Below are 21364 nucleotides of genomic sequence, written 5' to 3' on the forward strand. Positions count from 1 at the left end.
CCGCCCGGCGCTAGGGCAGGTCGAGGGTGGCCAGCGCCCCGCCGTCCGGGGCGTTGGCGAAGGTCAGCCGGGCGCCGAGCACGGCGGCCTGGCCCGCGGCGATGGTGAGGCCCAGGCCGTGGCCCCGGCCGCGTTCGACGGCACCGGTGCGGAAGCGCCGCGGCCCGTCGGCGAGCAGGTCCGCCGGGAAGCCCGGGCCGTGGTCGCGCACGGTGACCCGGCCGCCCTCGACGACGACCTCGACGGGGGACGCGCCGTGCCGGTGGGCGTTGGCGACCAGGTTGGTGAGGATGCGCTCCACCCGGCGCGGATCGGTGCGGACCACGGCGGGGTCCACCGTCCGGAGCCGGGTGCCGCCGTCGGCCTGCCCGACGACGTGGGCGACCAGCTCCGCCAGGGGCACCTCGTCGAGCCCGGCCCGTTCGACGCCGGCGTCCAGCCGGGAGACCTCCAGCAGGTCCTCGACCAGGCCGCGCAGGGTGCGGACCTGGGTGCGGACCAGGTCGGCCGCCTCGTCGTCCTCGGGCAGCAGCCCGGCGGCCGTGACCAGGCCCATCAGCGGGGTGCGCAGCTCGTGCGCGACGTCGGCGGTGAAGCGCTTCTCGGCGGCCAGCCGCCCCTGCAGGGTCGCCGCCATCTCGTCCATCGCGGCGGACATCTCGGCGATCTCGTCGCGGGCCCGGCTGCGGCGGCCGATCCGGGCGTCCAGGTCGCCGTCGGCGATCCGGCGGGCGGTCCGGGAGCCGTGGCGCAGCCGCCGGTTCATCCGCTCGGTGGCGAACACGGTGACGGGCACCACGGCGGCGAGCGCGGCGAGCGCGGCCGTGACCATGCTGCGGTCCAGCAGCTGGAGGCTGCGCACCTCGGCGCTCATGTCGGTGCGGACGGTCAGCACCCGGCCGTCGCCGACCGGGACGGCCGCCCACATCCAGTACCAGTTGGGCGCCTTGACGTCGTACCAGAGCGCGTACTCCCCGGGGGTGTGCAGCCCGGCGACGGCCCGGGCCAGCGGTTCGGGCAGCTCGGCGGGGGACGCGAGGTCGGCCGGGTCGGGACGCTCCCCGGTGCGGGCGAACTCCCTTTCGACCGAGGCAAGTTGGGAAATCGCCCGGTCGCGCCCGGTCCGCTCGCCGCGTTCGGCGACGGCCCGGTGGACGAGCAGGCCGATCACGGCGGCGACCGCGCAGCAGGCGAGCACCACCAGGGCGGCGATCTTCCAGCGCAGCGAGCGCGGGTCGAGCGGGCGGACGGCCACCGGTCAGCCCCGGACCAGCTTGTAGCCGAAGCCCCGGACGGTCTCGATCCGGTCGGCGCCGATCTTCTTGCGCAGCCGCACCACGCACAGGTCGACGACCCGGGTGTCGCCCTCCCAGCCGTAGTCCCAGACCTCCCGCAGCAGGACGGAGCGGCTCAGGACGGCGCCCGGGTGCTCGGCGAAGAACAGCAGCAGCCGCAGTTCGGTGGGCGTCAGGGGGACGGTCCGGCCCGCGAGGCGGACGTCCAGGCCGCGCGGGTCGACCGTCAGGTCGCCGAAGACCAGCAGGTCGGGCCCGGCCGGGGCGGCCTGCTCCGGGGCCTCCGCCGGTCCGTCCGGCCCGCGGTGGAAGGTGGCGCGGCGCAGCAGCGAGCGGATCCGGGCGACCAGGACGGAGATGTCCACGGGCTTCACCACGTAGTCGTCGGCGCCGGCCTCCAGCCCGGCCACCACGTCGAGGGCGTCGCCGCGGGCCGACATCATCAGGATCGGGGTCAGCGCCTCCTCGCGGACCCGCCGGCACAGGCCGATGCCGTCGAGGCCGGGCAGCATCACGTCCAGGATCAGCACGTCGTGCGCCCCGGCCCGGAACGCCTCCAGGCCGTCGAGCCCGTCGCCGGTGACGTCGACCCGGTACCCGTAGCGCTCCAGGGCCAGTTGGACCGAGCGGCGGATGACCGCGTCGTCCTCGACGAGCAGCACGCCGACCGGGTCGGGCGCACGGGTTCCGGACAAGAGTTCTCCCGTGTCTCCGCCCGGGGTCCCGGGCTCGTTCGAGCTCACCGCCGGTCGATCGTAACCGGACGGGGCACCGGCCCGGGACGCCCCGGGGGCGTCGGCGGGCGTCACAGCCGCAGGGACGCCGCGACCGGCAGGTGGTCGCTGCCGGTGTCGGGCAGGGTCCACGCCGCGCGCGGCGCGACGCCCTTCACCAGGATCTGGTCGATCCGGACCACGGGGAACGCCGCGGGCCAGGTGAAGCCGAAGCCGTTCCCGGCCTCCCGCTGCGCCGACCGCAGCGGCCCGGTGAGGGCGTGCAGCGCGGAGTCGTCGACCGAGCCGTTGAAGTCCCCCAGCACGACGACCCGCGGCAGCGGCTCGGCCCGGACCGCCCCGGCCAGCCGGTCGGCCGCCTCGTCGCGGCGGGCCGTGGTGAACCCGGCGGCCGGGTGCACCCGGACCGAGGCGAGGTGCGCCACGTAGAGGGCCACCGGCCCCCGCGGGGTCCGGACGGTGGCGCGCAGGGCCCGGGTCCAGGGCATGATGTCCACCGGCTCCACCTCCTCCAGCGGGTACCTGCTCCACAGGCCGACGCCGCCCCGCACCTCCGAGTAGGGGTAGCGGGCGGCCAGTTCGCGCCGGTAGGTCTCCTGCGCCCGGCTCGCCAGCTCCTCCACCGCCAGGACGTCGGCGCCCGAGGCGGCCAGTGCCCGGGCGGTCCGGCCCGGGTCGGGGTTCTCCTCGTTCACGTTGTGGCTGACCACCGTGAAGTCCCCGCCGCCCGCGCGCCCGTCGACCAGGGCGGGCGCGAAGAGCACCGTCCAGACCAGGGCGGGGGCCAGCACGGCGACCACCGCCGGGACGGACCGCCGGAGCACCCCGAGGAGCAGCAGCAGGACGACGCCGACGCCCGACCAGGGCAGCACCGTCTGCCAGAGGCTGCCGAGCCGGCCGACCCCGTTCGGCACCAGGGAGTTGCCGGCCATCAGGGCGGCCAGCAGCACGGCGGCCGCCACCAGCACCCGCCCGCGCGCCCGGGTCCGGGGTCGGGGCGCGGTGGTCCCGGCGGTTCCGGTGGTTCCTGTGGTCCCGATGGTTCCGGTGCCGCTCATGCCCACTCCCGCTGTTCGCTGTCGAGGGTGGCCAGGACGCCCGGCAGTTTCTGCCGCAGCGCGTCGACGAGCTGCCCGCTGTTCTCCAGCGCGGCCCGCAGGCCCTCGGCGGGGGTGGTGTTGGCACGCTGGCCGAGCACCACGCCGTAGACCAGCCGGCGTCCCGAGCCGCCCCGGCCGTCCGGGACCTCCAGGGCCCACATCAGGTTGCCGCCCGCCGGGGTGCTCGACCCGGTCTTCAGGCCGACCACCCCGGGCCGGTCGAGCAGCGAGTTGGTGTTCCGCAGCGGCTCGGCCCGGCCCGGGAGCGTGGTGCTGCGCAGCGCCACGGTGGCCCGCAGCACCGGGTTCTTCATCGCCTCGCGGGCCAGCTTCAGCTGGTCGAAGGCGGTGGAGACGGTGCTGGCCTCGACGCCGCTGGCCCCGGTGTAGGTGGTGCCGGTCATCCCCAGCCGGGCCGCCTCCGCGTTCATCCGGGCCGCGAACGCCTCCTGGCTGCCGGCGTCCCAGCGGGCCAGCAGCCTGGCCACGTTGTTGGCGGACGGCAGCAGCATCACCTCCAGCAGCTTGCGCTGGGAGAGCTTCTGCCCGGCGGTGACCGGGGCCGTGGACTCGCTCGGCGAGGCCGCCTCGGCGGCGGCCTGCTCGTCCACCGTGATCAGCGGCCCGTCCTCACCCTCCTTCAGCGGGTGGTCACGGAGCACCACGTGCGCCGTCATCACCTTGGCGACGCTCGCGATCGGCACCGGCTGCTGCGGCCCCCGCAGGCCCAGCACGCCCCCCTTGGCCACCGCCACGGCCGTCTGGCCCTCGGCCGGCCACGGCAGGTCGAGACCGGCGGCCGCGTCGGACAGCCGGAGCGTCGGCGTCGCCCCGGCCCGGACCCCCGCGCCCGCGCCCGGCCCGTCCCCCGGCAGGGCCGCCAGCGCGCCCCCGGCCCCCAGCACCAGCAGTCCGGCCAGCGCCCCCAGCGCCCCGCGCCGGGACAGCCCGGCCCGGCCTTCTTCGGATTTCGTGCGGACGAACACGGCGACTGCCTCCCGGAGCAGAGGAACGAGGTCCCCGGCGCCCACGGCCGCCGGGTGTTCCCACAGCCTCCGCAACCGGCGCTTCCGTCCGGTCGGGACGGGGCTTCCACCACCAGTCGGCCGTGTATCGGCCGTGTACCGGCCCGGCCGGTCAGGGGCGGCAGGCACCGTGCTGCCAGGCCCGGGCGGCGATGCCGACGCGGCTGCGGACGCCCAGTTTGCGCTGGACGCTCGCGACGTGGTTCTCCACCGTGCCGGTGGCGAGGAAGAGGTGCGCCGCGATCTCGGCGTCGGTGCCGCCGCCGGCCGGCAGCGTGACGGTCTCCCGCTCGCGGTCGGCCAGCGGCTCCGGTGTCGGGGCGGTGCCGGTCGCGTCGGCCGACCGGACGGCCGGTACCCGAAGGCATCTGTCCCGGCGTCAGCCGCCGGGCCGGGCTCGGGGCATGACAGTGAACCGGTCGGCCCGACCGACCGCCGGCCCCGCGTCCGGTCCGCCCGGAACGGGCCTGACGGTCCGGTGGAAAACAGAAATCCCACCCGGTTTCCCGGGTGGGATTTCGTTGGTGGGCCGTTCACGAGCCGCCTTGACCTGCAACGACGTGGCTGCGGCAGACAGTGCTTCCCACCGCACAGAAGATCGCTTCCCAAAACACGGTTCCCAAGACCTCTCTCCGCGTCTTAGCTGCTCCACAGCCTCCCGCGCCCGGTCGCTCTCACCGGCGCTACCCGGTCCGACAAGTTGGGCTTCGAGCAGGTGAAAACCCGCCGCCGAGCCAGGTCCGGCGCACCCGCCCGTCCATCAGTCGATGTACAGCATGTCGCTGGTCAACCAGCCGAAGGCTTTCAGATCTGCGGCGAGCCACCCGTACGACCAGTTCGTCGCCTGGCGGACAAGATTGGTCGAAAGGACCTGCTCGGTGCTGCGAAGGGGCAGACGGTCCGGATCCTCCCTGCTGTCGGATGCCCAGGGCAGTCGGCGATCGTAGGGCTCCTCCGCCAAGACGATCTGCACGTCAGGAGTCGCCCGCTTGCCGGACGGATCCTGGATCAGGTGGTACTCGACCGTCGCGCACCAAGCCTCGGTGTCCTCGGGGTGGGGCATGATGACCGTCCCCTGGATGCGGATCGGCAACGCCCGGTAGAGTTCGAAGGAGTCGGCGTAGCCCGGGAAGTTGGCTTCGACGAGTTCGCGATACCCGATCAGTGCGTCGCGGAGCGCGTCAGTGGTGATCTCCTTGGTCAGTTCAGGCGAGTAGCACTGCCACATGAAGTTACGGGCCGCGTGGCGGCGATCGGGGGCCGGCCGGGGGTTCCGAACCGACTCCGCCTGCTCGCGTTCGAGGTGTTCGAGGTGGTCGTAGAGCCAACAGACATCACCGGAATCGAATTCCCCTCCCGGGCCGTTCCAGCGGGACCAAGCGGTCCGGGCCACGTATCGCGCCAGGTCGTTGACCACGGGTCGTAGACTGCCGAGCGGTATCCCCTCGGTGGGGCTTTTCCGGTCGGTCATCGCCATGACCATCTGGCCGAGGTACCACGCGCGCTCCGCTGCGAGTGGGGAGCTGTGCGCCACCGGCAGGATCCGCCGCTGCACGAGTTCCGTAAGGGGGCGGCGCAGGCGGTCCCTGGCCCAGTGCCAGCGGCCCAGCCGTCCTCCCGGGAGGAGGAATCCGCTTCTGGTGCGGAATTTCGGGCGGCCCGTGGTCCAGAAATCCGGATCGTCCAAGGCCACGATGTCGTCCTGGAGGGCGTCTTCGTACGGCTGGCCGAGGTTCATCCAGTCACCCGAGACAGCCACGGCCCACGGCGCGATCCGTCCGCCGTGGTGCAGTTCGAGCTGGGGCCCCAGGTCTCCCAGACCGGCGAGCCAACTCTCGACCGCTGCGCGCAAGTGGCCGGCCACCCACTTCGACCGCTCCGGCCCGTCCGTTGTCGGCCCCTCGGCGAAGAAGGACTCCTCCGTTTCCTCCTCCATGAGCTGCCCCAGCACCCATGACGCTGCGGCGGGGTTGGCCTGGGCAAGTGCGGCCATGTGCCTGTCCGCCGCTTCCGGGGTCGAGGTCTCCATCGCGAAGGAGATGGCGTACCGCCAACGTGGGAAACGCCCTGCCCCCGCCACGGCGTCGAACCGCACGTCGCCGTTCTTCAGCGCCTGAGCGCCGAAGTGCTGTTCGAACAGCGGCAGCGCGAAGCGCAGGAATCCGTTCTCTCGGACGACCAGTCCGGTGTCCTCGAGTTTCCACAACAGCTGGTGTGCTGCGAAGGAGGCTGCCCGTACCGGTTTCCGGGAGTCGAGGATGCGCACCGCGAGCCTGGCCAGACCGTCCCATGTCTCGGCGGACGTGTCCGGGCGTTCGCGTTCGAGGATGCTGTCCGCCAGGCCGGCCAGGAGTTCACTGGTGGAAACCTGCGCGTCGCCGCCTGCCCGGAGCCTGCTGGCCAGAGCGTGGACCTGGAGAGGGCTGGTGAGGAGTTGCCTCGTCTCGGACCCGCCGAATCCGATGTGTCCGTCGTCGATGACCACCCTCAGCAGGTCCAGTCCCCGTTGAACCGGCCACGGCTCGACTGCGAGGCGTTCCTCCTCCGACACCGTGCCCGCTCCCGGACGCGTGGTCGCCAACACGCTGACCTGTGGCCAATTCAGCACCAGTCGCCGGGCTTCGTCCAGGAGCCGATCGGCTTCCTGGAAGCCCAGGGTGTCCAGGTCGTCGAGCACGATCCGGCACGGCCCCACCGGATCGCCCCCCAATGCCTCCTGCACTTTCACGAACAGCGACGACCCGATCTCCCGGGCCTGCCACCAGAGCGGAATCGCCACCTTGTCGTCCGTCCAAGCCTGGGTCAGCCCTTGGTCCCACCAACGTTCCGCCGTCTCGCTCTTGCCCGCCCCCATGGGGGCCACCAACACCCGCAACGTGCCGTCGGGGACCTCCACCACCGGGTCGGTCCGACCCGCCTTCCACCCCAGGACGGCGTTCTTGCGTTCAGCGGGTGTACTGCGCAGTCGCACCAGGCTCCGGCCGCGCGACTCCCGGCCCGCGATCTCCAATGCCTCGGCCCGGGAACGCGAGTTTCCCGAGGAAGGCACCATCTTCTGCAAGCGCTCGATGAGTTCGCCGAGTGACAGGAACGCCGGACTCCCTTCCGGCTCAGCCCCGTTCGTTGCCGAGAGGGCCGACACTGCCCGCTCGGACTCCTCGCTCTGACGCTGTTTCCATTCGAGCAGTTGCTCCCGCGGATAGCGGTCCGGCGTGATGTCGATCTCGGAAGCGTGCCGCTCGCACATCAGGATCAGGTTCTCGTAGCTGCGGTTGGCCTCCTCGCTCATGGCCCCGTCCCATCGCGGGCCGCCCTCGCTCCGCGCATTGATGTGGGCCACGCGGCTGTTGAGCAGGAACTTCCCCGTGTCCGGAGTGCGTCGGTACAACGGCTCACCGCACGAAGGGACTCCGCAGGTGAGTGCGGTGCCGTAGAGGGTCTTCTCGGTACTCGGGGTCGGAGGTCGGTGGTGGATCCGCTCGGGGTCCGGCGGTTCGGCTTCCAGACGCATCCACTCAGTGTGGCCCACCAGTCCGACAGCAGCGCATCGTCCTCGACGACCGCGGCGGTCGCGAGAGCCGAGTCGAAAGCGGTTCGGTGGAGCTCAGCTTCAGGAGGTGTCGCCCGGCTTGGTACTCCAGTCGTACCGGGGCAGGCGGTCGCCGAGGTCGGTGAAGAACCTTTCCTGGGTCCAGAGTTCGTGGTTGCCGATGACGAACAGTCTCCGCTTGGCCCGGCTGACCGCCACGTTCAGGAGGTTGGGCCGCTTGGCCGCCCACGTCCGGGCGCCGGGCGCCCGGGGATCGGTGCCCAGGACGAGGATGACGACGTTCGCCTCCTTGCCCTGGGTGGTGTGGACGGTGCCGACCCGGTCGGTCCTCATGAACCGCCGGCTCGTCCGGCGGGCCCCGGCGACGACGGCCCGGAACGGGCTGATGACGTACGCCTCCTGGTCCAGGTCGATCCCGCGGTCCCGGAGCTTCTCGAGCATCCTGTGCAGCGCGAGTCCCTCGTCCGGGACCCAGTGTCCCTCGGAGTGCGCGGAGCCGACGTGCACCCAGGAGCTGAGCGGCGGGTAGGCGTACGGGTCGGGGTAATGGGTGCCGTTGACCATCAGGCCGTCGTACGCGATGGCGTTGCTGACTGTGAACATCGGGTTCTCGCAGCGGCGGTGCACCCGCAGTGGGGCGCCGACCCACACCTCCGTCGATCCGTCGGGGAGTTCGGCGGGCAGCGTGGTGCCGTAGCGGGTGACCCGGTCGGCCACCTGCTGGACGGAGGTCCAGCCCGGGATCCACTCCTCGCCGACGCCGTACTGCTGGCGTAGTGCCTGTTGCGCGGTGAACGGGACGGTGACGACGGGCTCCAGTTGCAGCGGGTCGCCGACCACGACGGCCCGGCGGGCGCGCCACAGGCCGCCGACCGCCATCTGCGGGCTGGCCTGGCCGGCTTCGTCGATGAACAGCCAGCCGAGGGAGTCCTGTCCGAGGCCGGTGAACACCCGGTCGAGGGAGGCGAAGGTGGTGGACAGCACCGGCACCACCAGGAACAGGTTCTGCCAGGCTGCAAGGCGGGCCCGTTCGGGGACGGACGCGGGGGCCGATCCCGTCACGACGTCCATCGCGGCGTGCAGGTTGCCCCGCATCGTCCGGGCCGTGCACCGCACGAGCGCCTTGTGCAGGTCGAGCGCGGCCAGGAAGACCTCGGTACGGGCTTCGGAGATCTCCTCGTCGGCCCATGGCGAGGACAGCTCGCGGGCCTCCTCGCTCGTGCCCGCCGGGTCGGGCACGTGCGCACCCCAGCGTGCGCGGCCCCGGTCGACCGCCTCCCGCAGCCCGGCCTCGTGCACCCGAGCCGTTTCCAGGGCTCGCGCCGACTGCCCGTACGCTCTCTCCGCCCGGGCCGCTTCGGTCGTGGCCCGCTGCTGTCGTGCGCGCGCGGCGTCGGCCTGTTCCAGGGCCCGCTGTTCGCGTTCGCCGTGCTGCCGGTCGAGGGCCTGCCAGTCGCGCACCGCGCGCCCCAGGGTGAGCACGGTGTCCACCAGTCCCGGGCGCCGCGCGTGGTGGGCCTGCCGGAGCCCGGCCACCTCGCCGAGATGCTCCTGGGCGCCGCGCGCTTCGCTGTCAGCGGCGCGCTGTTCCTGCCGCCACTGGTCGAGGAGCCCGGCCGCGGCCGCGGTCTGTTGCTCCGCCTGTTCGACCCGGTCGAAGGCGGCCGGTGCGCCGTCGAACGCGGCGGCGCAGGCAGCGCGCTCCGCGACGAGGCGGTCCACCTCGGCCAGTGCCCGGACGAAGCGCTCCTTCGCGTTCCTCCAGACCCCCGTCTGCGACTCGTTCCGGTAGGAGGAGAGGAGGTGGGACAGCCCGTGGCCGGTCTCCTGCCAGCCCTTGCCCTTCACCGGTGGCAGGTCCGGCCCTTGGGGCAGGGTCTGGTCGTCGGGCAGGTACTTGCCGTGCCACAGGCGGTTGACGAAGGCGATCCGGTTGGTCTTGTTGCCCAGGTGGGCGGCCACCGTGCCCCAGGCCGGTGTGCCCTTGAGCAGCCGGGTGCCCTGCTCGGCGAAGTAGTCCACCTCGTCGCGCCACTTCGGTGCCAGCGCGGCGCGCGCGGGGATCTCCTTGGAGATGTTCTCCACCGCACCGTTGTTGGCCGAGGCCACCACCATCTCGAAACCCGTCAGTTCGGGCCGCAACAGGTACACCGTGCGGGTGTGCTCGCCGCTCTTCCACCTCAGCGGGGTCTTCAGGAAGGCGTCGGACGGCATGCGCAGGTCGGCGAGGGCCCGCGCTCGCTCGACGATCCGGTCGGCGATCGCGTCGCGCAGCATGGTGGTCTTGCCGGTCCCGGGCGGGCCGTTCACCGAGAACACACCGCCGTCGCGGGCCAGTTCGGTGTGGATCGTGTTGACCGCGAACTGCTGGCTGAGGGCCAGCGGGTGCTGGGCGGCGGCCGGCCAGCGGCCCGCCGGGGAGCGTCCGGGTTCTACCCTCTCCAGGACGAACTGCGGGCGCTCGCGGAGATCGATCCGCAAAGCACGGTTGCGCTCGCCCAGCGGGGTCAGGTACTCGGCCAGGGCCCGCCCCGGGTCGACGGCTTCGAGGGAGGCCGCGACCCGCGCGAGATCCGCGGCGATGAAACTGTTGAGGAAGTCCTGCTGGTCGGCGTCCTGGGCGCGGTCCCTGCGGACCTGCACGCTGCGCACCCTCAGCCCGGCGGGTTCGAGGCCGCGGTCGACGCCCCAGGCCCGGGAGAGGTCGGCGACGAACGCCAGCAGGTCGGCCGCGTCGACGACCTTGCGGTCGTTGCCCTCCGGTTCCTCCTCCGGGCCGGCGTCGGGCTCCAGCGGTTCCCCGTCCTCGGGCGGGTGTCCCAGCGCGGCGGCGCGGGCCCGCCAGGATGCCTCGTCCGTCCCGAAGCCGACCAGCCAGCCGAAGTGGTGCACGTTCCGGGTCAGAGCACGGCCCACCGCCCAGCCGCAGGTCGAGATGACCGGCGAGTCCGGCACCACTGTCCCCCGGTCGTCCACCGTGAGAGCGAACAGCGCACCCTGGCTGTCCAGCCTGCCGTCGTGGCTCTCCTCGTCCCGGCCGAACACGTTCATCAAGCTGTCGCGGACCTTCGCCAGCGGGAAGAGCCCGCCGTAGACCACGTGCTGCCAGACGAACCCCGCCGGCAGCGGAACCTGCCGGAGCCGGTGCCCCTCTTCCCACGGAAGCCGCCCCTCGGCGCCGAGACCGTAAATTCGCTCCCGGTCGTTCGCCGCGGGCACGGTCTGGGCGCTGAACAGCTCCACCGCACGCCAGAACTCCACCACCGCCGCCGACTGCTCGCCCCCGGCTGCCATTCCGCCTCCCGAATCGTCGCTACCACCGTAGGCGAACCGCGCCGATGCGGAGAGGGAACCTCCTGACCGGTGCAGGGCACAGCGCCCATCAGGGCACGCTCCCCTCGCGGGGAGCGTCAGGGGCCGCCGCAGTGCCGCTCCGGAACGTCGCGCGCCGCGTCGGCCCCTCCGGCGGAGGAGCGGTCAGGACTGCGGGGCCTCCCGGTGGCCCATCCGGCCGGGGTACCCGGTGCCGGTGGCGACGAGGACGGCGGGGCCGGAGAGGTGCAGGTCGCCGTCCGGGGCGACGTCGACCACCAGGCTGCCTCCGGCCACGTCGACGGTGTACCTGCCCGCGGGCAGCCCGGGCTCCCGGTGGAGCATCGCGGCAACGGCCGCGACGGCTCCGGTGCCGCAGGAACGGGTCTCGCCGGCGCCGCGTTCATGGACGCGCAGGGCCAGGTGGGCCGGGCCCCGGGTGGTGATGAAGTCGACGGTGACGCCTTCGGGGTAGGCCCCGGCCGGTTCGATGGTGGGCGGGGTGCGCAGGTCTCCGGGGTCGGTGAGGTCGTCGACGTGGACGACGGTGTGGGGGTTGCCGACGTCGACGTGGTGGGCGGGCCAGGTGCGGCCGTTGGCGGTGACCTCGATGCCGTCGGGTCCGGGGAACGCGGGACGTCCCATGGCCACGGTGGGATGGCCGTCGGGGTTGCGGTAGTCCATGAACCATTCGGCCTCGTCGGCCATGTCCGCGGAGCGCCCTGGTGCACGGCACCGACCTGCTCTTCGCCGAGCAGCACCGCGACCAACTGCGCGTCCTGCGCGAGAGAGCCCGCCTCGCCGACGCGATCGTGGTCCCCACCGCCGCCATGGCCGACCACCTGACCCGCCTCGCGCCCCGGACCGACACCGGCAAGATCCACCACATCCCGTGGGGCGTCCCCGACCACCTGCTCACCACCCCGCTCGCTCCGGCCCCCACCTGCGGCTGCTGTACGCCGGGCGGCTCACCCCGGAAAAGGGCGGCAGCGTCCTCGCCGAAGCTCTGGCCACGGCGGAGAACGTCGAACTGAGCATCGCCGCCCCGCGCGCGGAGTTCGACGCGCTCCGACCCGCACTCTGCCAAGTCCGCTACCTCGGCTGGCTCCACCGCCCCCCAACTGTGGAAGGCGTTCGCCGAGCACGACGCGCTCGTCATGCCCTCCACCACCCTGGAGGCGATGGGCCTGGTCGCCCTGGAGGCCCAGGCGTGCGGCCTGCCCGTCCTCTACCAGCCCGTCCCCGGCCTGCGCGAGGCCCTCGGCGGCTCCGCCCTGGCCACCGACTTCACCGACGCCGCGACGCTCGCCCGCGACCTGGAGCGGTTGCGGACCTCGCCCACACTGCTGCCCGCCCTGCGGGAGGCCGGGCGGACGAACGCGGCCCGCCACCCGCTCAGCGCAACCGCCGCCGCACTGGCCGACCTCGGCGCACAACTCCGCTGAACCCGGCTCCGCGCCGAAGCCCACTCCGCCCCGGTCGGCTCACTAGGCTGACCGGGGCGGACGTCCACCGTGATTCGGGGAGACCATGACACCCAGCACCGACCGCATCCACCGGCTCCTGGCCGAAGGCGTCCGCGACCGCGCCTACCCCGGGGCGGTGTGGGCCGTCGGCGACGCGGCCGGCACCCTGGCCAGCGGTGCCGTGGGCGTCCTAGACCCGGCGCGCCCCGGCGAGGCCATGCGACCGGACACCCTGTTCGACGTCGCCAGCCTCACCAAGATCCTCGCCGTCTGGTCCACCGTCGGCGCACTGTGGCAGGACGGCCTGCTGCCGCTGGACGAGCCACTCGGTAACTTCTGGCCCGAGGTGACCGATCACCCGCTCGACCGGGCCACCGCGCGCCACCTGCTCACCCACACCGCCGGGCTGCCGCTGCGGGCCCAGCTGAAGAACCTCTACGGCACCGACCCCGCCGAGATCCGGGCGGGCGTCCTGCACGAGGCTCTGCACCGGCCGCCGGGCGAGGCCGTCGAGTACACCGACCGGGCTGCCCTCGTCCTCGGCTACCTCGCCGAACACCTCTCCGGCCAGCCCCTCGACCGCCTCGCCGCGGCCCGGATCTGGCAGCCCCTCGGCATGCACACCACCCGCTTCGGCCCGCTGCCCACCGACCGGGCTGCCCTCGCCGCCCCCACCGAACTCGACCAGGACACCGGCACCCACCTCAAGGGCACCGCCCACGACTTCTCCGCCCGCCTCCTGAACGGCGTGTGCGGCATCGCCGGCGCCTTCTCCACCGGCGCCGACCTCGCCCGCTTCCTCCAGTACCTGCTCGACCCCACCACCGCCCCGGAAAAGCCCGGCTTCGGCCCCACCTGGACCAAGGAATCCATGACAGTCCGAACCGGCACCCTGCAACCCGCCCGCGGCCTGTTCTGGCACCCCTCCCCCGGCACCGACCCGGCCGAGGACGTCTGGGTGCACTACGGCTTCACCGGCACCGGCCTGTGGGTCTCCCCCCGACTGGGCACCTGGGCCGTCCTGCTGACCAACAAGCTCTACTTCACCCGCGACCGCGAACCGCTCACCACCATCCGCAACCGCTTCCGCGAACTCGCCTTCTCCAGCAACGCAGAACTCGTGTGAGCAGAACGGCTGTCCGGCCCGGTACCAGCACGCGACAATCAGTTACTGACTTCGGCTTGTCAGGGTGAGGTTGAGGTTGGGGTGTCGAGGGTCAGGCCGGTGCCGGCTATGAAGCCGTCGAGGGTGTCGGGTCGGTACTGGAGGCGTTTGAGCCGGTTGCGGACGAGTGCTTCGAGTCGGTCGAGGGCCATGACGGCGAGGTTGGCCAGGCTGTGCTTGACGTGGGCCCAGACCCACTCGACGGGGTTGAGGTCGGGCGCGTAGGCCGGCAGGAGGAACACCGTCAGCCACGCGCGCTGGGCGACCAACTCGCGCATGGCGCGGGAGACATGGGTGTTCAGGCGGTCCCAGACCAGCACGATCGGCGCCTTGACGAGCTGGTGGACGCCGTCGACCAGAGCGATGAAGTCCCGTTCGCTCATGCTGCGGCGCCCGCCCTTGCCCGCGGGATGGGTGACCAGCCGGTGGCACAGCCGGGTGCGGGAGCCGGGCCGCATCGCGACCAGCCCCGCCACCGACAGGCGTCCCGCCCGGCGGCCGCTGACCGTCACGACCGGGGTGATGCCGCGCCGGCCCCAGGTGCGTCCCCTGGGCGGTCGGCGGGTGAAGCCTGCCTCGTCCTCGAAGCAGACGTAGCCCCCGCAGGCCGCCCGCGCTCTTTTACCTCCGCCCAGGTCACCTCCTTCCACGCGGCGACAGCCTGCTCGTCCCGCTCGGCCACCCGGCGGGCGGGGACCTGCGGGCTGAAGCCGAGCCGGTGCATCAGCCGTGTGGCGCCCGAGACGCTGTACGTGACGTGGAACTTCCGCCCGATCAGCGTGACCACCCGCGAAGCGGTCCACACCTGGTCCTCCACCCAGCCCTGCGCCGTCGGCCCCTGCTCCAGATACGCGGACAGTTTCTCCAGGCAGCGCGGAGACAGGCGGCACCGTGACCCGCCGGGGCCGCGGGAGTTCAGCGCCTCGACGCCGCCTTCGCGCCACAACTGGTGCCACTGATAAGCCGACTTCACGCTCACCCGCAGACGCCGAGCCACCTCTGCCGGCTTGACCCTCTGCTCGAACAGCTCGGCGGCCTGCATCCGAACAGACTCCCGGCGCAGCCGTCCCGTGACGGTCAGCCCGCCACCATCCGCGTATCTCACACACCACCAGATACCGTCAGCACACCACGCCCATCAGGGACTTCCACACAGTTCACCCTGACGCGCCGAAGTCAGTATCTCGTCAATCCTCCAAGCCGGACCATGCTCACCCAGTGCCCTCCGGTCGTTAAGCTGTCAGGGCGGCAGCGGGATGATCGCGGAGGAACGGTTTGCTGGGCGAGTGGATCACAGTGCCGGTCGGCGCGGACTCCGCGCGGTGGACCACCCGCAGCGGCTGCCGCCAAGTGCTGCTGGTGGTGCACAACGTCACCTCGGCGACCCGGCTGCTCGACGTCGTCCACCTGTTCCGCGACGACCTGCGCGTCCAACTGACGGCCACCTGCCCGGGCACCTCGGCCTTCCGCTCCGGCCTCCCGGAGCTCCTCGCCTCGCTCGGCGTCCCGGTCCTGCCGTGGGACCAGGCCCTCGCCCTCGCGCCCGACCTGGCGATATCCGCCAGCTTCGGCGGCCAACTCCAGGACATTAAAGGCAAGTTGACTGTCCTCTCGCACGGTGTCGGCTACAATAAGAAGCTAGCAACGCCGGGAGCCGGGAGCCGGGAGCCGGGAGCCGGGAGCCGGGAGCCGGGAGCCGGGAGCCGGGAGCCGGGAGCCGGGAGCCGGGAGCCGGGAGCCGGGAGGGTGCCCACGTTCGGGATGTCGCCGGAATGGCTGCTCGACGAGCGGGGAGAACCGATCGCCGATGCACTGGTGCTCTCCCACCCCGATCAGCTCGACCGGCTCGCTGCGGCGTGCCCGGAGGCCGCGCACACGGCAGTGCTGGGCGGTGACCCGTGCTTCGACCGGATCCTCGCTGCTCTCCCCCGCCGTGACGCGTTCCGGCGGGCGCTCGGGGTGCGGTCCGGCCAGCGACTGCTGGTCCTGAACTCGACCTGGAACCCGACCTCGCTGTTCGGGGACGGCGGCCCGGACGACGTGCTGCCACTGCTGCTGGCCCGGCTGCCGGAACTCCCGCTGGACGAGTACCGGGTGGCGGTGGTGCTGCACCCGAACGTGTGGCACGGGCACGGCCCGGGGCAGGTCCGGTTGTGGCTGGACGGGGCGCACCGGGCGGGGGTGACACTGGTGGATCCGGTGGCGGACTGGCGGCAGGCGCTGGTCGCGGCGGATGCCGTGGTGGGCGACTTCGGGTCGGTGAGCTACTACGCGGCGGCGCTGGGCACCCCGGTGCTGCTGGCCGCGACCGGGGCATCCGTGATCGACGACGGGTCGCAGGTCGCGGCGTTCGTCCGGGCGGCGCCGAAGCTGGACCCGTACGCCGCACTCGGCCCGCAACTGGAGGAACTGATCGCCAAGGGCGAAGTGCCCTCCGGTCCGGCCGGGTTGACGACTTCTGCTCCGGGCGGATCGGCGGCCCTGCTGCGCTCACTGTTCTACCGGACCCTCGACCTGCCCGAACCGAACGGACCGGCGCTGCTGGACCCGCTGCCGCTGCCCGCGCACCAGCCGCCCGAGGTGACGACCCCGGTCCGGGTACTGACCGGCGCGGGGGCGGACGGCGCGGTCGAGGTGCGGCGTTTCGCGGCGGCCCGCTACGAACCGGCGGGGCCGGGCGAGGCCCACCTCGTCGTGCACGAGGACACCCTCGACCCGGGCTCGTTGGCCCTCGCCGACGTGATCGTCCGGCACGGGAGCGCCGACGACCCTCGGCTCGGCCCGCCGCCGCTGTGGGCCGGGCAGACGCTGTCCCGGTACCGGTCGTGCACGCTGGCGGTGCAGGTGACCGGCCCCGCCACCTGTACCGTGCGCCACCGCTCGGGCGCGGTAGTGGAGTTGACCGGCACCCCCGACGGGATCGACCCGGCTGCGGCGGCCTCCGCCCTGCTCGCCGCGGACCTGCGACCCGGCGTGCTGACGGTGCGCTCCGGCGGCACCGATCACCGGGTGACGGTCACTCCGGCTCGTTGACGGACAGTTCACGCAGCACCCGGAGCGGCACCTGCTGGAAGGTCGCGCCGCCCCGCTCCAGCAGGGCGGCGGCCTCGTCCAGCAGCGGCAGCGCGTCCGGCCCGCGCCGCTGGTCGATCAGGGTCTGCGCCAGGTCGGTCAGCGCCCGGGCGAGGTTGTAGTCCTCGCCGGTGCCCCGGAAGAACGCCACCGCCTCCTCGATCGAGGTCGCGGCCGACTCGAACCGGCCCAGCCCGCGCAGTGCCCGGCCCCGGTGCCGGTGCAGCAGGGCGCGGGCCCGGGGCAGGTCGGCCTGCCCGGGGTCGCCCGCGCCGATGCCGTCGAGCAGACCGGCCGCCCGCTCGAAGCAGTCCAGCGCCTCGTCCCAACGCCACTGACGGAGCCTCAGCAGGCCGAGCGTCTCCACCGCGGTGGCCCGCCCGCGCAGGTGGCCGCCCGCCTCCTCCGCCGCGGCGGCTCGGAGCAGTTGCCGCTCGGCCTCGTCGTTCTCCTGCAGTTCGATGAGCGCGAGGGCGAGTTGGACGTGCATCCGGGCGGCCGTCCGCGGTTCGGTGCCGGGTGTCCCGGCGGCCCGGGCGCCGGCCCGGAGCGCGGGCAGCAGTTCGTCGTGCCGCCCGGCCTTCAGCTGGACGGCCCACAGGGCCTCGACCAGCTGGCAGACCGTCCCGGGGGCGGCCGACTCCTCGGCGGCGGCCACCGCCTCGACCAGGTTGGGCAGTTCGGCGCCGAGCACGGCCAGCGCCGCGGCCTCGTCCGGGTGGCCGTCGGGGCCGATCTCGGCGTACAGCGGCCCGAGGTGCCAGCGCTGCGGGAGCGCCGCGTGATCGGCACCTACGGCCAGCCGCAGGTAGTGGTCGACGGTGCGGTGCAGTGCGGCGGCGCAGGCCGCGAGTCCGTCCTCCCGCACCGCGAACTCCTCGGCCTGTCGGCGGACGGCGGGGCGCTGGCGGTGGCGGCCGTCGAGGGCGGTCTCCAGCAGTCCGGCGGCGGCGAGTTCGTCGAGCGCCTCGGCGGCCTCCGCCGCGGTCAGTCCGGCGGCGGCCGCGGCGGCCCGGGCGTCCAGCGCGGGCCATGGGCGGAGCGCGCAACTGCGGTGCACCAGAGCGGCATTCGGAGTGAGCCGGGCGTAGCGGTCGGCGGCCGCGGCCTCCACCGGGTCGGTGAAGGCCCGGCCGGCGAGGGCCGACGGCGCGGCCTCGCCGAGCACGGGGGCGGCGGCGCGCAGTGCGTACGGCGAGCCGGCGCAGCGTTCCAGGACGCCGGGCAGGGCAGCCTTGGCGGCGCCGACGGCGTGCTTTCCGGCCAGGTCGGTGAGCAGGCGCCGGGCGTCCTTGTCGGCGAGCGGGCCGACCGCGACGTTCAGCGCGTCCAGGCCCGCCAGCGGGCGGCGGGCGGTGACAACAGTGAGCACGCCGGGGGCGGCGGTGAGCAGCGGCCGGACCTGGGCGGCGGAGCGGGCGTGGTCGAGGACGACCAGCAGCCGCCGACCGGCGAGCAGTTCGGCGAAGCGTTCGGCGCGCCCCTCGACGGTGGGCGGGACCTGGTCGGCGGGAACACCGAGCTTGCGCAGGAAGCGGCGCAGCACGGTCGCCGGGTCGACGGCGCCCTGCGGCCCGGCGGCGCGCAGGTCGGCGTACAGCTGGCCGCTGGGGAAGCGGTGCGCCTCGCGGGCGCCCCAGTGGATCGCCACCGCACTGGTGCCGATGCCGTCGGGGCCGTGCAGCAGCGCCTGCCGGGGACGGCCGTCGGCCTTGCGCCCGGCTTCCCGGTCGAGCTCGGCGAGCGGGCCCTTGCGGTCGGTGAAGTAACGGGTGGAGGCGGGCAACAGGCGCGGCACCGCGACGGCCGGGGCCGGGCCCGCGTCCGCCAGGCCGTTCACCCAGGCGGCCAGCGCCCTGGCCCGGGCAGGGTCGCTGCGGGCGCCCTCGACCAGCAGCCGGGCCAGTTCCTCGCGCTCCTCGGCCCCGTCGGGGGCGGGCACCTGACGGCCGGTCACCCGCTGGGCGAGGTTGCCGATCGACTCCCAGGCCCACTTCCCGGCCTCGCCCGCCATCGCCGAACCGACCGCGCCCAGCACCCCCGTGACCGCCGTGACCGACAGCGGATCGATCATGCCCCGCACCCCCCAGAACCGCGCCCGGCCGGCCCCGCCGCCCGCACGCACCACCTGACGGTCCCCACCGTAGCCTGCACGCCACCCTCCGTCAGCACGCCTTTCCGGCAGCGCAGGCCCACCGGGCCGTCCCGGCCCGGCCGGTCAGGGGCGGCAGACGCCGTGCTGCCAGACCCAGGCGGCGATGCCGACGCGGTTGCGGACGCCCAGTTTGCGCTGGACGCTCGCGACGTGGTTCTCCACCGTGCCGGTGGCGAGGAAGAGGTGCGCCGAGATCTCGGCGTCGGTGCCGCCGCCGCGCGGACCGCCTCGATCAACAGGGTGGGCCCCGAGCGCTTGAGCAGGAAGCCGCAGGTGCCGTTGCGGAGCGCGGCGTGCACGTACTCATCCAGGTCGAAGGTGGTCACCACGACCACCCGGAGCGGGTCGGCCGCGCCGGGGCCCGCCAGCAGGCGGGTGAGTTCGAGCCCGTCGACGCGCGGCATCCGGATGTCGGCGAGGACCACGTCCGGCCGCAGCCGCCGGGCCAGTTCGACCGCGGCGCCGCCGTCCGCGGCCTCGCCGACGACCTGGATGTCGGGCTAGGCGTCGAGGACCATCCGGAAGGCGCTGCGGATGCTCTCCTGGCCGTCGGCGAGCAGGACCCGGATCGGACCGGTGCTCGTCCGGGCGTCGCTCATCGGGGCTCGGCCTTTCCGGCGCGGGAGGGTGGCTGGGCCACCGGTGAGCGGCAGTTCGGCCGCCAGCCGCCACCCGGGCGGGGCCCGGCGGTCAGCGCTCCGCCGAGGGCGGCCACCCGCTCGGCCAGGCCGGGCAGCCCCAGCCCGCCGGCGCGTTCGCCGCGCTGCTGCGGCCTTCCGGCCGGGGCGCCGTTGCCGACCTCGACGGTGAGGGCGGCCGCCGATCGGTCCAGCGTCACGGTCACGTCGGTGCCGGGCGCGTGGCGGCGCACATTGGTCAGCGCCTCCACCACGACCCGGTACGCCGTGCTGGACACTTCGCGGCTCACCCGGTCGAACAGGCCCGGGGCGAGGGCGAGTTAGGTCCGGCCTGTGCTCAACTCGCGGAAACGGCGAACCAGTTCGGGCAGCTCGTCCAGGCCGCTGGGCGCGTGCCGGGGATCGGCGTCCGGCCTGTCCGGCCTGTCCGGCCTGTCCGGCCTGTCCGGCCCGTGGAGCATGTGCACGGTGCGGTCCATCGCGGCCAGCGCCCGCAGACCGGCCTCCTCGATCCGCCGCAGCGCGTCGAGCGCGACGCCCGGATCGGCCTCCCCGAGGAACCGGCCGGTCTGCGCCTGCGCGACCATCTCGCTCACGTCGTGGGCAACGAAGTCGTGCAGGTCCCGGGCCAGGTTCAGCCGCCGCGCCGGTCGCCAGCAGCGACCAGAACACGCAGGCGCCGACGACGCCGCGGACCGAGTCGGTGGTCCAGGCCCGCAGCACCCACAGGGTCACCGCGAGGTGGAGCAGCGTGCCCGCGACGATCGCCTGCGGCGGCGTGGCGTGGCGCGCGGTCGGCACCAGCAGGCCAGCAGCGCCAGCGCCTCCAGGGTGCCCGCCGTGCCCGGCCCGAGGCTGGCCGTGCCCCCAGGGTGGACGACCGTCACGAGGAGCGACACCGCGGCGGCCCCGCCGACCCGGGCGACCAGCGGACGCGACCGGCCCGCGTGGACGAGCAGCGCGGCCGCGCCGGACAGGACGGCCGTCAGCATGGTGATCGACACGGCTTCGACGGTACGCGGGCGGACACCGGCCGCACATGTGTCTTTCGGCACGGCCGGCGGCCGTCCGGCCGGACTCCCGGTGCCCGAAGGCATCTGTCCCGGCGTCAGCCGCCGGGCCAGGCTTCGGGGCATGACAGTGAACCAGTCGGCCCGACCGACCGCCGGCCCCGCGCAGCCGAAGTACGTTCCCGGCACCCCCCGTTGGGCCGTGCTCGCGGCGCACGCGGTTCCGCTGGTGGTGCTGCCCTCCGGCGTCTGGCGGCTGCTGATGACCGCCGGACTGGCCGGGGTCGGCCACTCCGAGCACCCGGGCCGCCACGCCCACCTCTCCGAGTACCTCTACGCCCTCCTCCTGTCCGCGGTGTCCGAGGGGTTCGCGCTGCTGACGACGGGTCTGGTCAAACCCTGGGGCGAGGTCCTCCCGCGCCGGCTGCCCCTGCTGGGCGGACGCCGCGTCCCGGTCGGGGCCGCGGTGGTCCCGGCGACCGTCGGCGCGGCCCTGCTGGTGCTGCTGGGCGCCTACTTCTTCCTGAACCCGGTCCTGTTCCACGTCCACTTCACCCCACTGGTCGGCCCCGCGGGAACTCACGCTTCGCACCTGGAGGTCGGCGGCTGGTCGCAGATGCTCTTCCTGGCCTGCTACCTGCCGCTGCTGGCCTGGCCCGCCCTGGTCGGCGCCGTCACCCATGCCTACTACCGCCGCCGCACCGGCCCGGCCCGCCCGGAACAGGCCTGACGGTCCGGTGGAAAACAGAAATCCCACCCGGTTTCCCGGGTGGGATTTCGTTGGTGAGCCGTTCACGGATCGCTCTGACCTGGGGCGTTGACCACCATTGCCGCACCACTTC

At 73.6% G+C, this 21364-nt stretch carries 17 protein-coding genes and 3 pseudogenes; 5 read left to right on the forward strand and 15 right to left on the reverse strand.

Translation table 11 applies throughout. The features are described from left to right. Positions 1-10: 10 nt before the first annotated feature. The 8 genes from ACIQBJ_RS24960 to ACIQBJ_RS24995 all read right to left on the reverse strand — a co-directional run bounded on the left by ACIQBJ_RS24960 (position 11) and on the right by ACIQBJ_RS24995 (position 11724). Entirely contained in the window at positions 11-1255 is a 1245-nt protein-coding gene (locus ACIQBJ_RS24960) for a sensor histidine kinase (protein WP_400714677.1), read from the reverse strand. 3 nt (positions 1256-1258) lie between these two features. After that, a complete protein-coding gene (cseB, locus tag ACIQBJ_RS24965) occupies positions 1259-1990 on the reverse strand; it encodes a two-component system response regulator CseB (protein WP_400714680.1) in 732 nt (243 codons plus the stop codon). Between the two features lie 110 nt (positions 1991-2100). After that, positions 2101-3087 carry an endonuclease/exonuclease/phosphatase family protein gene (locus ACIQBJ_RS24970; RefSeq protein ID WP_400714684.1) on the reverse strand — a complete coding sequence of 329 codons (987 nt, stop codon included), beginning with the start codon at positions 3085-3087 and terminating at the stop codon, positions 2101-2103. Beyond that, a complete protein-coding gene (locus ACIQBJ_RS24975; RefSeq protein WP_400714687.1) occupies positions 3084-4115 on the reverse strand; it encodes a D-alanyl-D-alanine carboxypeptidase family protein in 1032 nt (343 codons plus the stop codon). Before ACIQBJ_RS24975 ends, ACIQBJ_RS24970 begins: the two co-directional genes overlap by 4 nt. A 151-nt stretch (positions 4116-4266) precedes the next feature. After that, positions 4267-4458, reverse strand: coding sequence for a response regulator transcription factor (locus tag ACIQBJ_RS24980; RefSeq protein WP_400715304.1), 192 nt, complete (start codon positions 4456-4458; stop codon positions 4267-4269). Positions 4459-4914: 456 nt separating this feature from the next. Beyond that, positions 4915-7665, reverse strand: coding sequence for a hypothetical protein (locus tag ACIQBJ_RS24985; RefSeq protein WP_400714690.1), 2751 nt, complete (start codon positions 7663-7665; stop codon positions 4915-4917). A 99-nt stretch (positions 7666-7764) separates the two neighbouring features. Continuing rightward, a complete protein-coding gene (locus tag ACIQBJ_RS24990; RefSeq protein ID WP_400714693.1) occupies positions 7765-10998 on the reverse strand; it encodes a DEAD/DEAH box helicase in 3234 nt (1077 codons plus the stop codon). A gap of 183 nt (positions 10999-11181) precedes the next feature. Beyond that, positions 11182-11724, reverse strand: a complete 543-nt coding sequence (locus tag ACIQBJ_RS24995; protein ID WP_400714696.1) for a hypothetical protein — start codon at positions 11722-11724, stop codon at positions 11182-11184. Between the two features lie 17 nt (positions 11725-11741). Here ACIQBJ_RS24995 and ACIQBJ_RS25000 point away from each other — a divergent pair, with 17 nt between their 5' ends. From ACIQBJ_RS25000 to ACIQBJ_RS25010, 3 genes and pseudogenes are all read left to right on the forward strand, one after another. Beyond that, a complete protein-coding gene (locus ACIQBJ_RS25000) occupies positions 11742-12050 on the forward strand; it encodes a hypothetical protein (RefSeq protein ID WP_400714699.1) in 309 nt (102 codons plus the stop codon). Positions 12051-12119: 69 nt separating this feature from the next. Next, positions 12120-12461, forward strand: a pseudogene (locus tag ACIQBJ_RS25005) (glycosyltransferase); the annotation flags it as partial. Positions 12462-12546: 85 nt separating this feature from the next. Beyond that, the gene (locus tag ACIQBJ_RS25010; RefSeq protein WP_400714702.1) at positions 12547-13608 is read left to right on the forward strand and encodes a serine hydrolase domain-containing protein; all 1062 of its coding nucleotides are present in this window, start codon (positions 12547-12549) and stop codon (positions 13606-13608) included. A 59-nt stretch (positions 13609-13667) separates the two neighbouring features. Here the strand turns inward: ACIQBJ_RS25010 and ACIQBJ_RS25015 are convergent, their stop codons facing one another. Both ACIQBJ_RS25015 and ACIQBJ_RS25020 read right to left on the reverse strand, forming a co-directional pair. Further along, a complete protein-coding gene (locus ACIQBJ_RS25015; RefSeq protein ID WP_400714705.1) occupies positions 13668-14297 on the reverse strand; it encodes a transposase in 630 nt (209 codons plus the stop codon). 2 nt (positions 14298-14299) lie between these two features. Then, positions 14300-14752 (reverse strand): annotated as a pseudogene (locus tag ACIQBJ_RS25020) (transposase); the annotation flags it as partial. Between the two features lie 170 nt (positions 14753-14922). On the opposite strand from ACIQBJ_RS25020, the gene ACIQBJ_RS25025 reads away from it, so the two are divergent. Beyond that, complete coding sequence (locus tag ACIQBJ_RS25025) at positions 14923-16680, forward strand: hypothetical protein (protein ID WP_400714708.1); 1758 nt, start codon at positions 14923-14925, stop codon at positions 16678-16680. Here the strand turns inward: ACIQBJ_RS25025 and ACIQBJ_RS25030 are convergent. From ACIQBJ_RS25030 to ACIQBJ_RS25050, 5 genes and pseudogenes are all read right to left on the reverse strand, one after another. Continuing rightward, positions 16664-18793, reverse strand: coding sequence for a tetratricopeptide repeat protein (locus ACIQBJ_RS25030; RefSeq protein ID WP_400714711.1), 2130 nt, complete (start codon positions 18791-18793; stop codon positions 16664-16666). The genes ACIQBJ_RS25025 and ACIQBJ_RS25030 overlap by 17 nt on opposite strands. 144 nt (positions 18794-18937) lie before the next feature. Beyond that, positions 18938-19473 (reverse strand): annotated as a pseudogene (locus tag ACIQBJ_RS25035) (response regulator). Beyond that, the gene (locus ACIQBJ_RS25040; protein WP_400714714.1) at positions 19470-19790 is read right to left on the reverse strand and encodes an ATP-binding protein; all 321 of its coding nucleotides are present in this window, start codon (positions 19788-19790) and stop codon (positions 19470-19472) included. The pseudogene ACIQBJ_RS25035 and the gene ACIQBJ_RS25040 overlap by 4 nt, the downstream one beginning before the upstream one ends. Positions 19791-19832: 42 nt before the next feature. Beyond that, complete coding sequence (locus ACIQBJ_RS25045; protein WP_400715306.1) at positions 19833-20150, reverse strand: histidine kinase dimerization/phosphoacceptor domain-containing protein; 318 nt, start codon at positions 20148-20150, stop codon at positions 19833-19835. 93 nt (positions 20151-20243) lie between these two features. After that, the gene (locus ACIQBJ_RS25050; protein WP_400714717.1) at positions 20244-20516 is read right to left on the reverse strand and encodes a hypothetical protein; all 273 of its coding nucleotides are present in this window, start codon (positions 20514-20516) and stop codon (positions 20244-20246) included. Between the two features lie 130 nt (positions 20517-20646). Here ACIQBJ_RS25050 and ACIQBJ_RS25055 point away from each other — a divergent pair, with 130 nt between their 5' ends. Continuing rightward, entirely contained in the window at positions 20647-21252 is a 606-nt protein-coding gene (locus ACIQBJ_RS25055) for a hypothetical protein (RefSeq protein ID WP_400714720.1), read from the forward strand. The last annotated feature ends 112 nt before the right edge of the window (positions 21253-21364 follow it).

This window comes from Kitasatospora sp. NPDC088391, assembly GCF_044753345.1.
Lineage (GTDB): Bacteria > Actinomycetota > Actinomycetes > Streptomycetales > Streptomycetaceae > Kitasatospora.

Bases quoted from the DNA above. Each gene is read 5' to 3' on its own strand.
- ACIQBJ_RS24970 (WP_400714684.1), bottom strand. From the start codon at position 3,087: ATGAGCGGCACCGGAACCATCGGGACCACAGGAACCACCGGAACCGCC.
- ACIQBJ_RS25010 (WP_400714702.1), top strand. From the start codon at position 12,547: ATGACACCCAGCACCGACCGCATCCACCGGCTCCTGGCCGAAGGCGTC.
- ACIQBJ_RS24995 (WP_400714696.1), bottom strand. From the start codon at position 11,724: ATGGCCGACGAGGCCGAATGGTTCATGGACTACCGCAACCCCGACGGC.
- ACIQBJ_RS24985 (WP_400714690.1), bottom strand. From the start codon at position 7,665: ATGCGTCTGGAAGCCGAACCGCCGGACCCCGAGCGGATCCACCACCGA.
- ACIQBJ_RS25055 (WP_400714720.1), top strand. From the start codon at position 20,647: ATGACAGTGAACCAGTCGGCCCGACCGACCGCCGGCCCCGCGCAGCCG.
- ACIQBJ_RS24990 (WP_400714693.1), bottom strand. From the start codon at position 10,998: ATGGCAGCCGGGGGCGAGCAGTCGGCGGCGGTGGTGGAGTTCTGGCGT.
- ACIQBJ_RS25030 (WP_400714711.1), bottom strand. From the start codon at position 18,793: ATGATCGATCCGCTGTCGGTCACGGCGGTCACGGGGGTGCTGGGCGCG.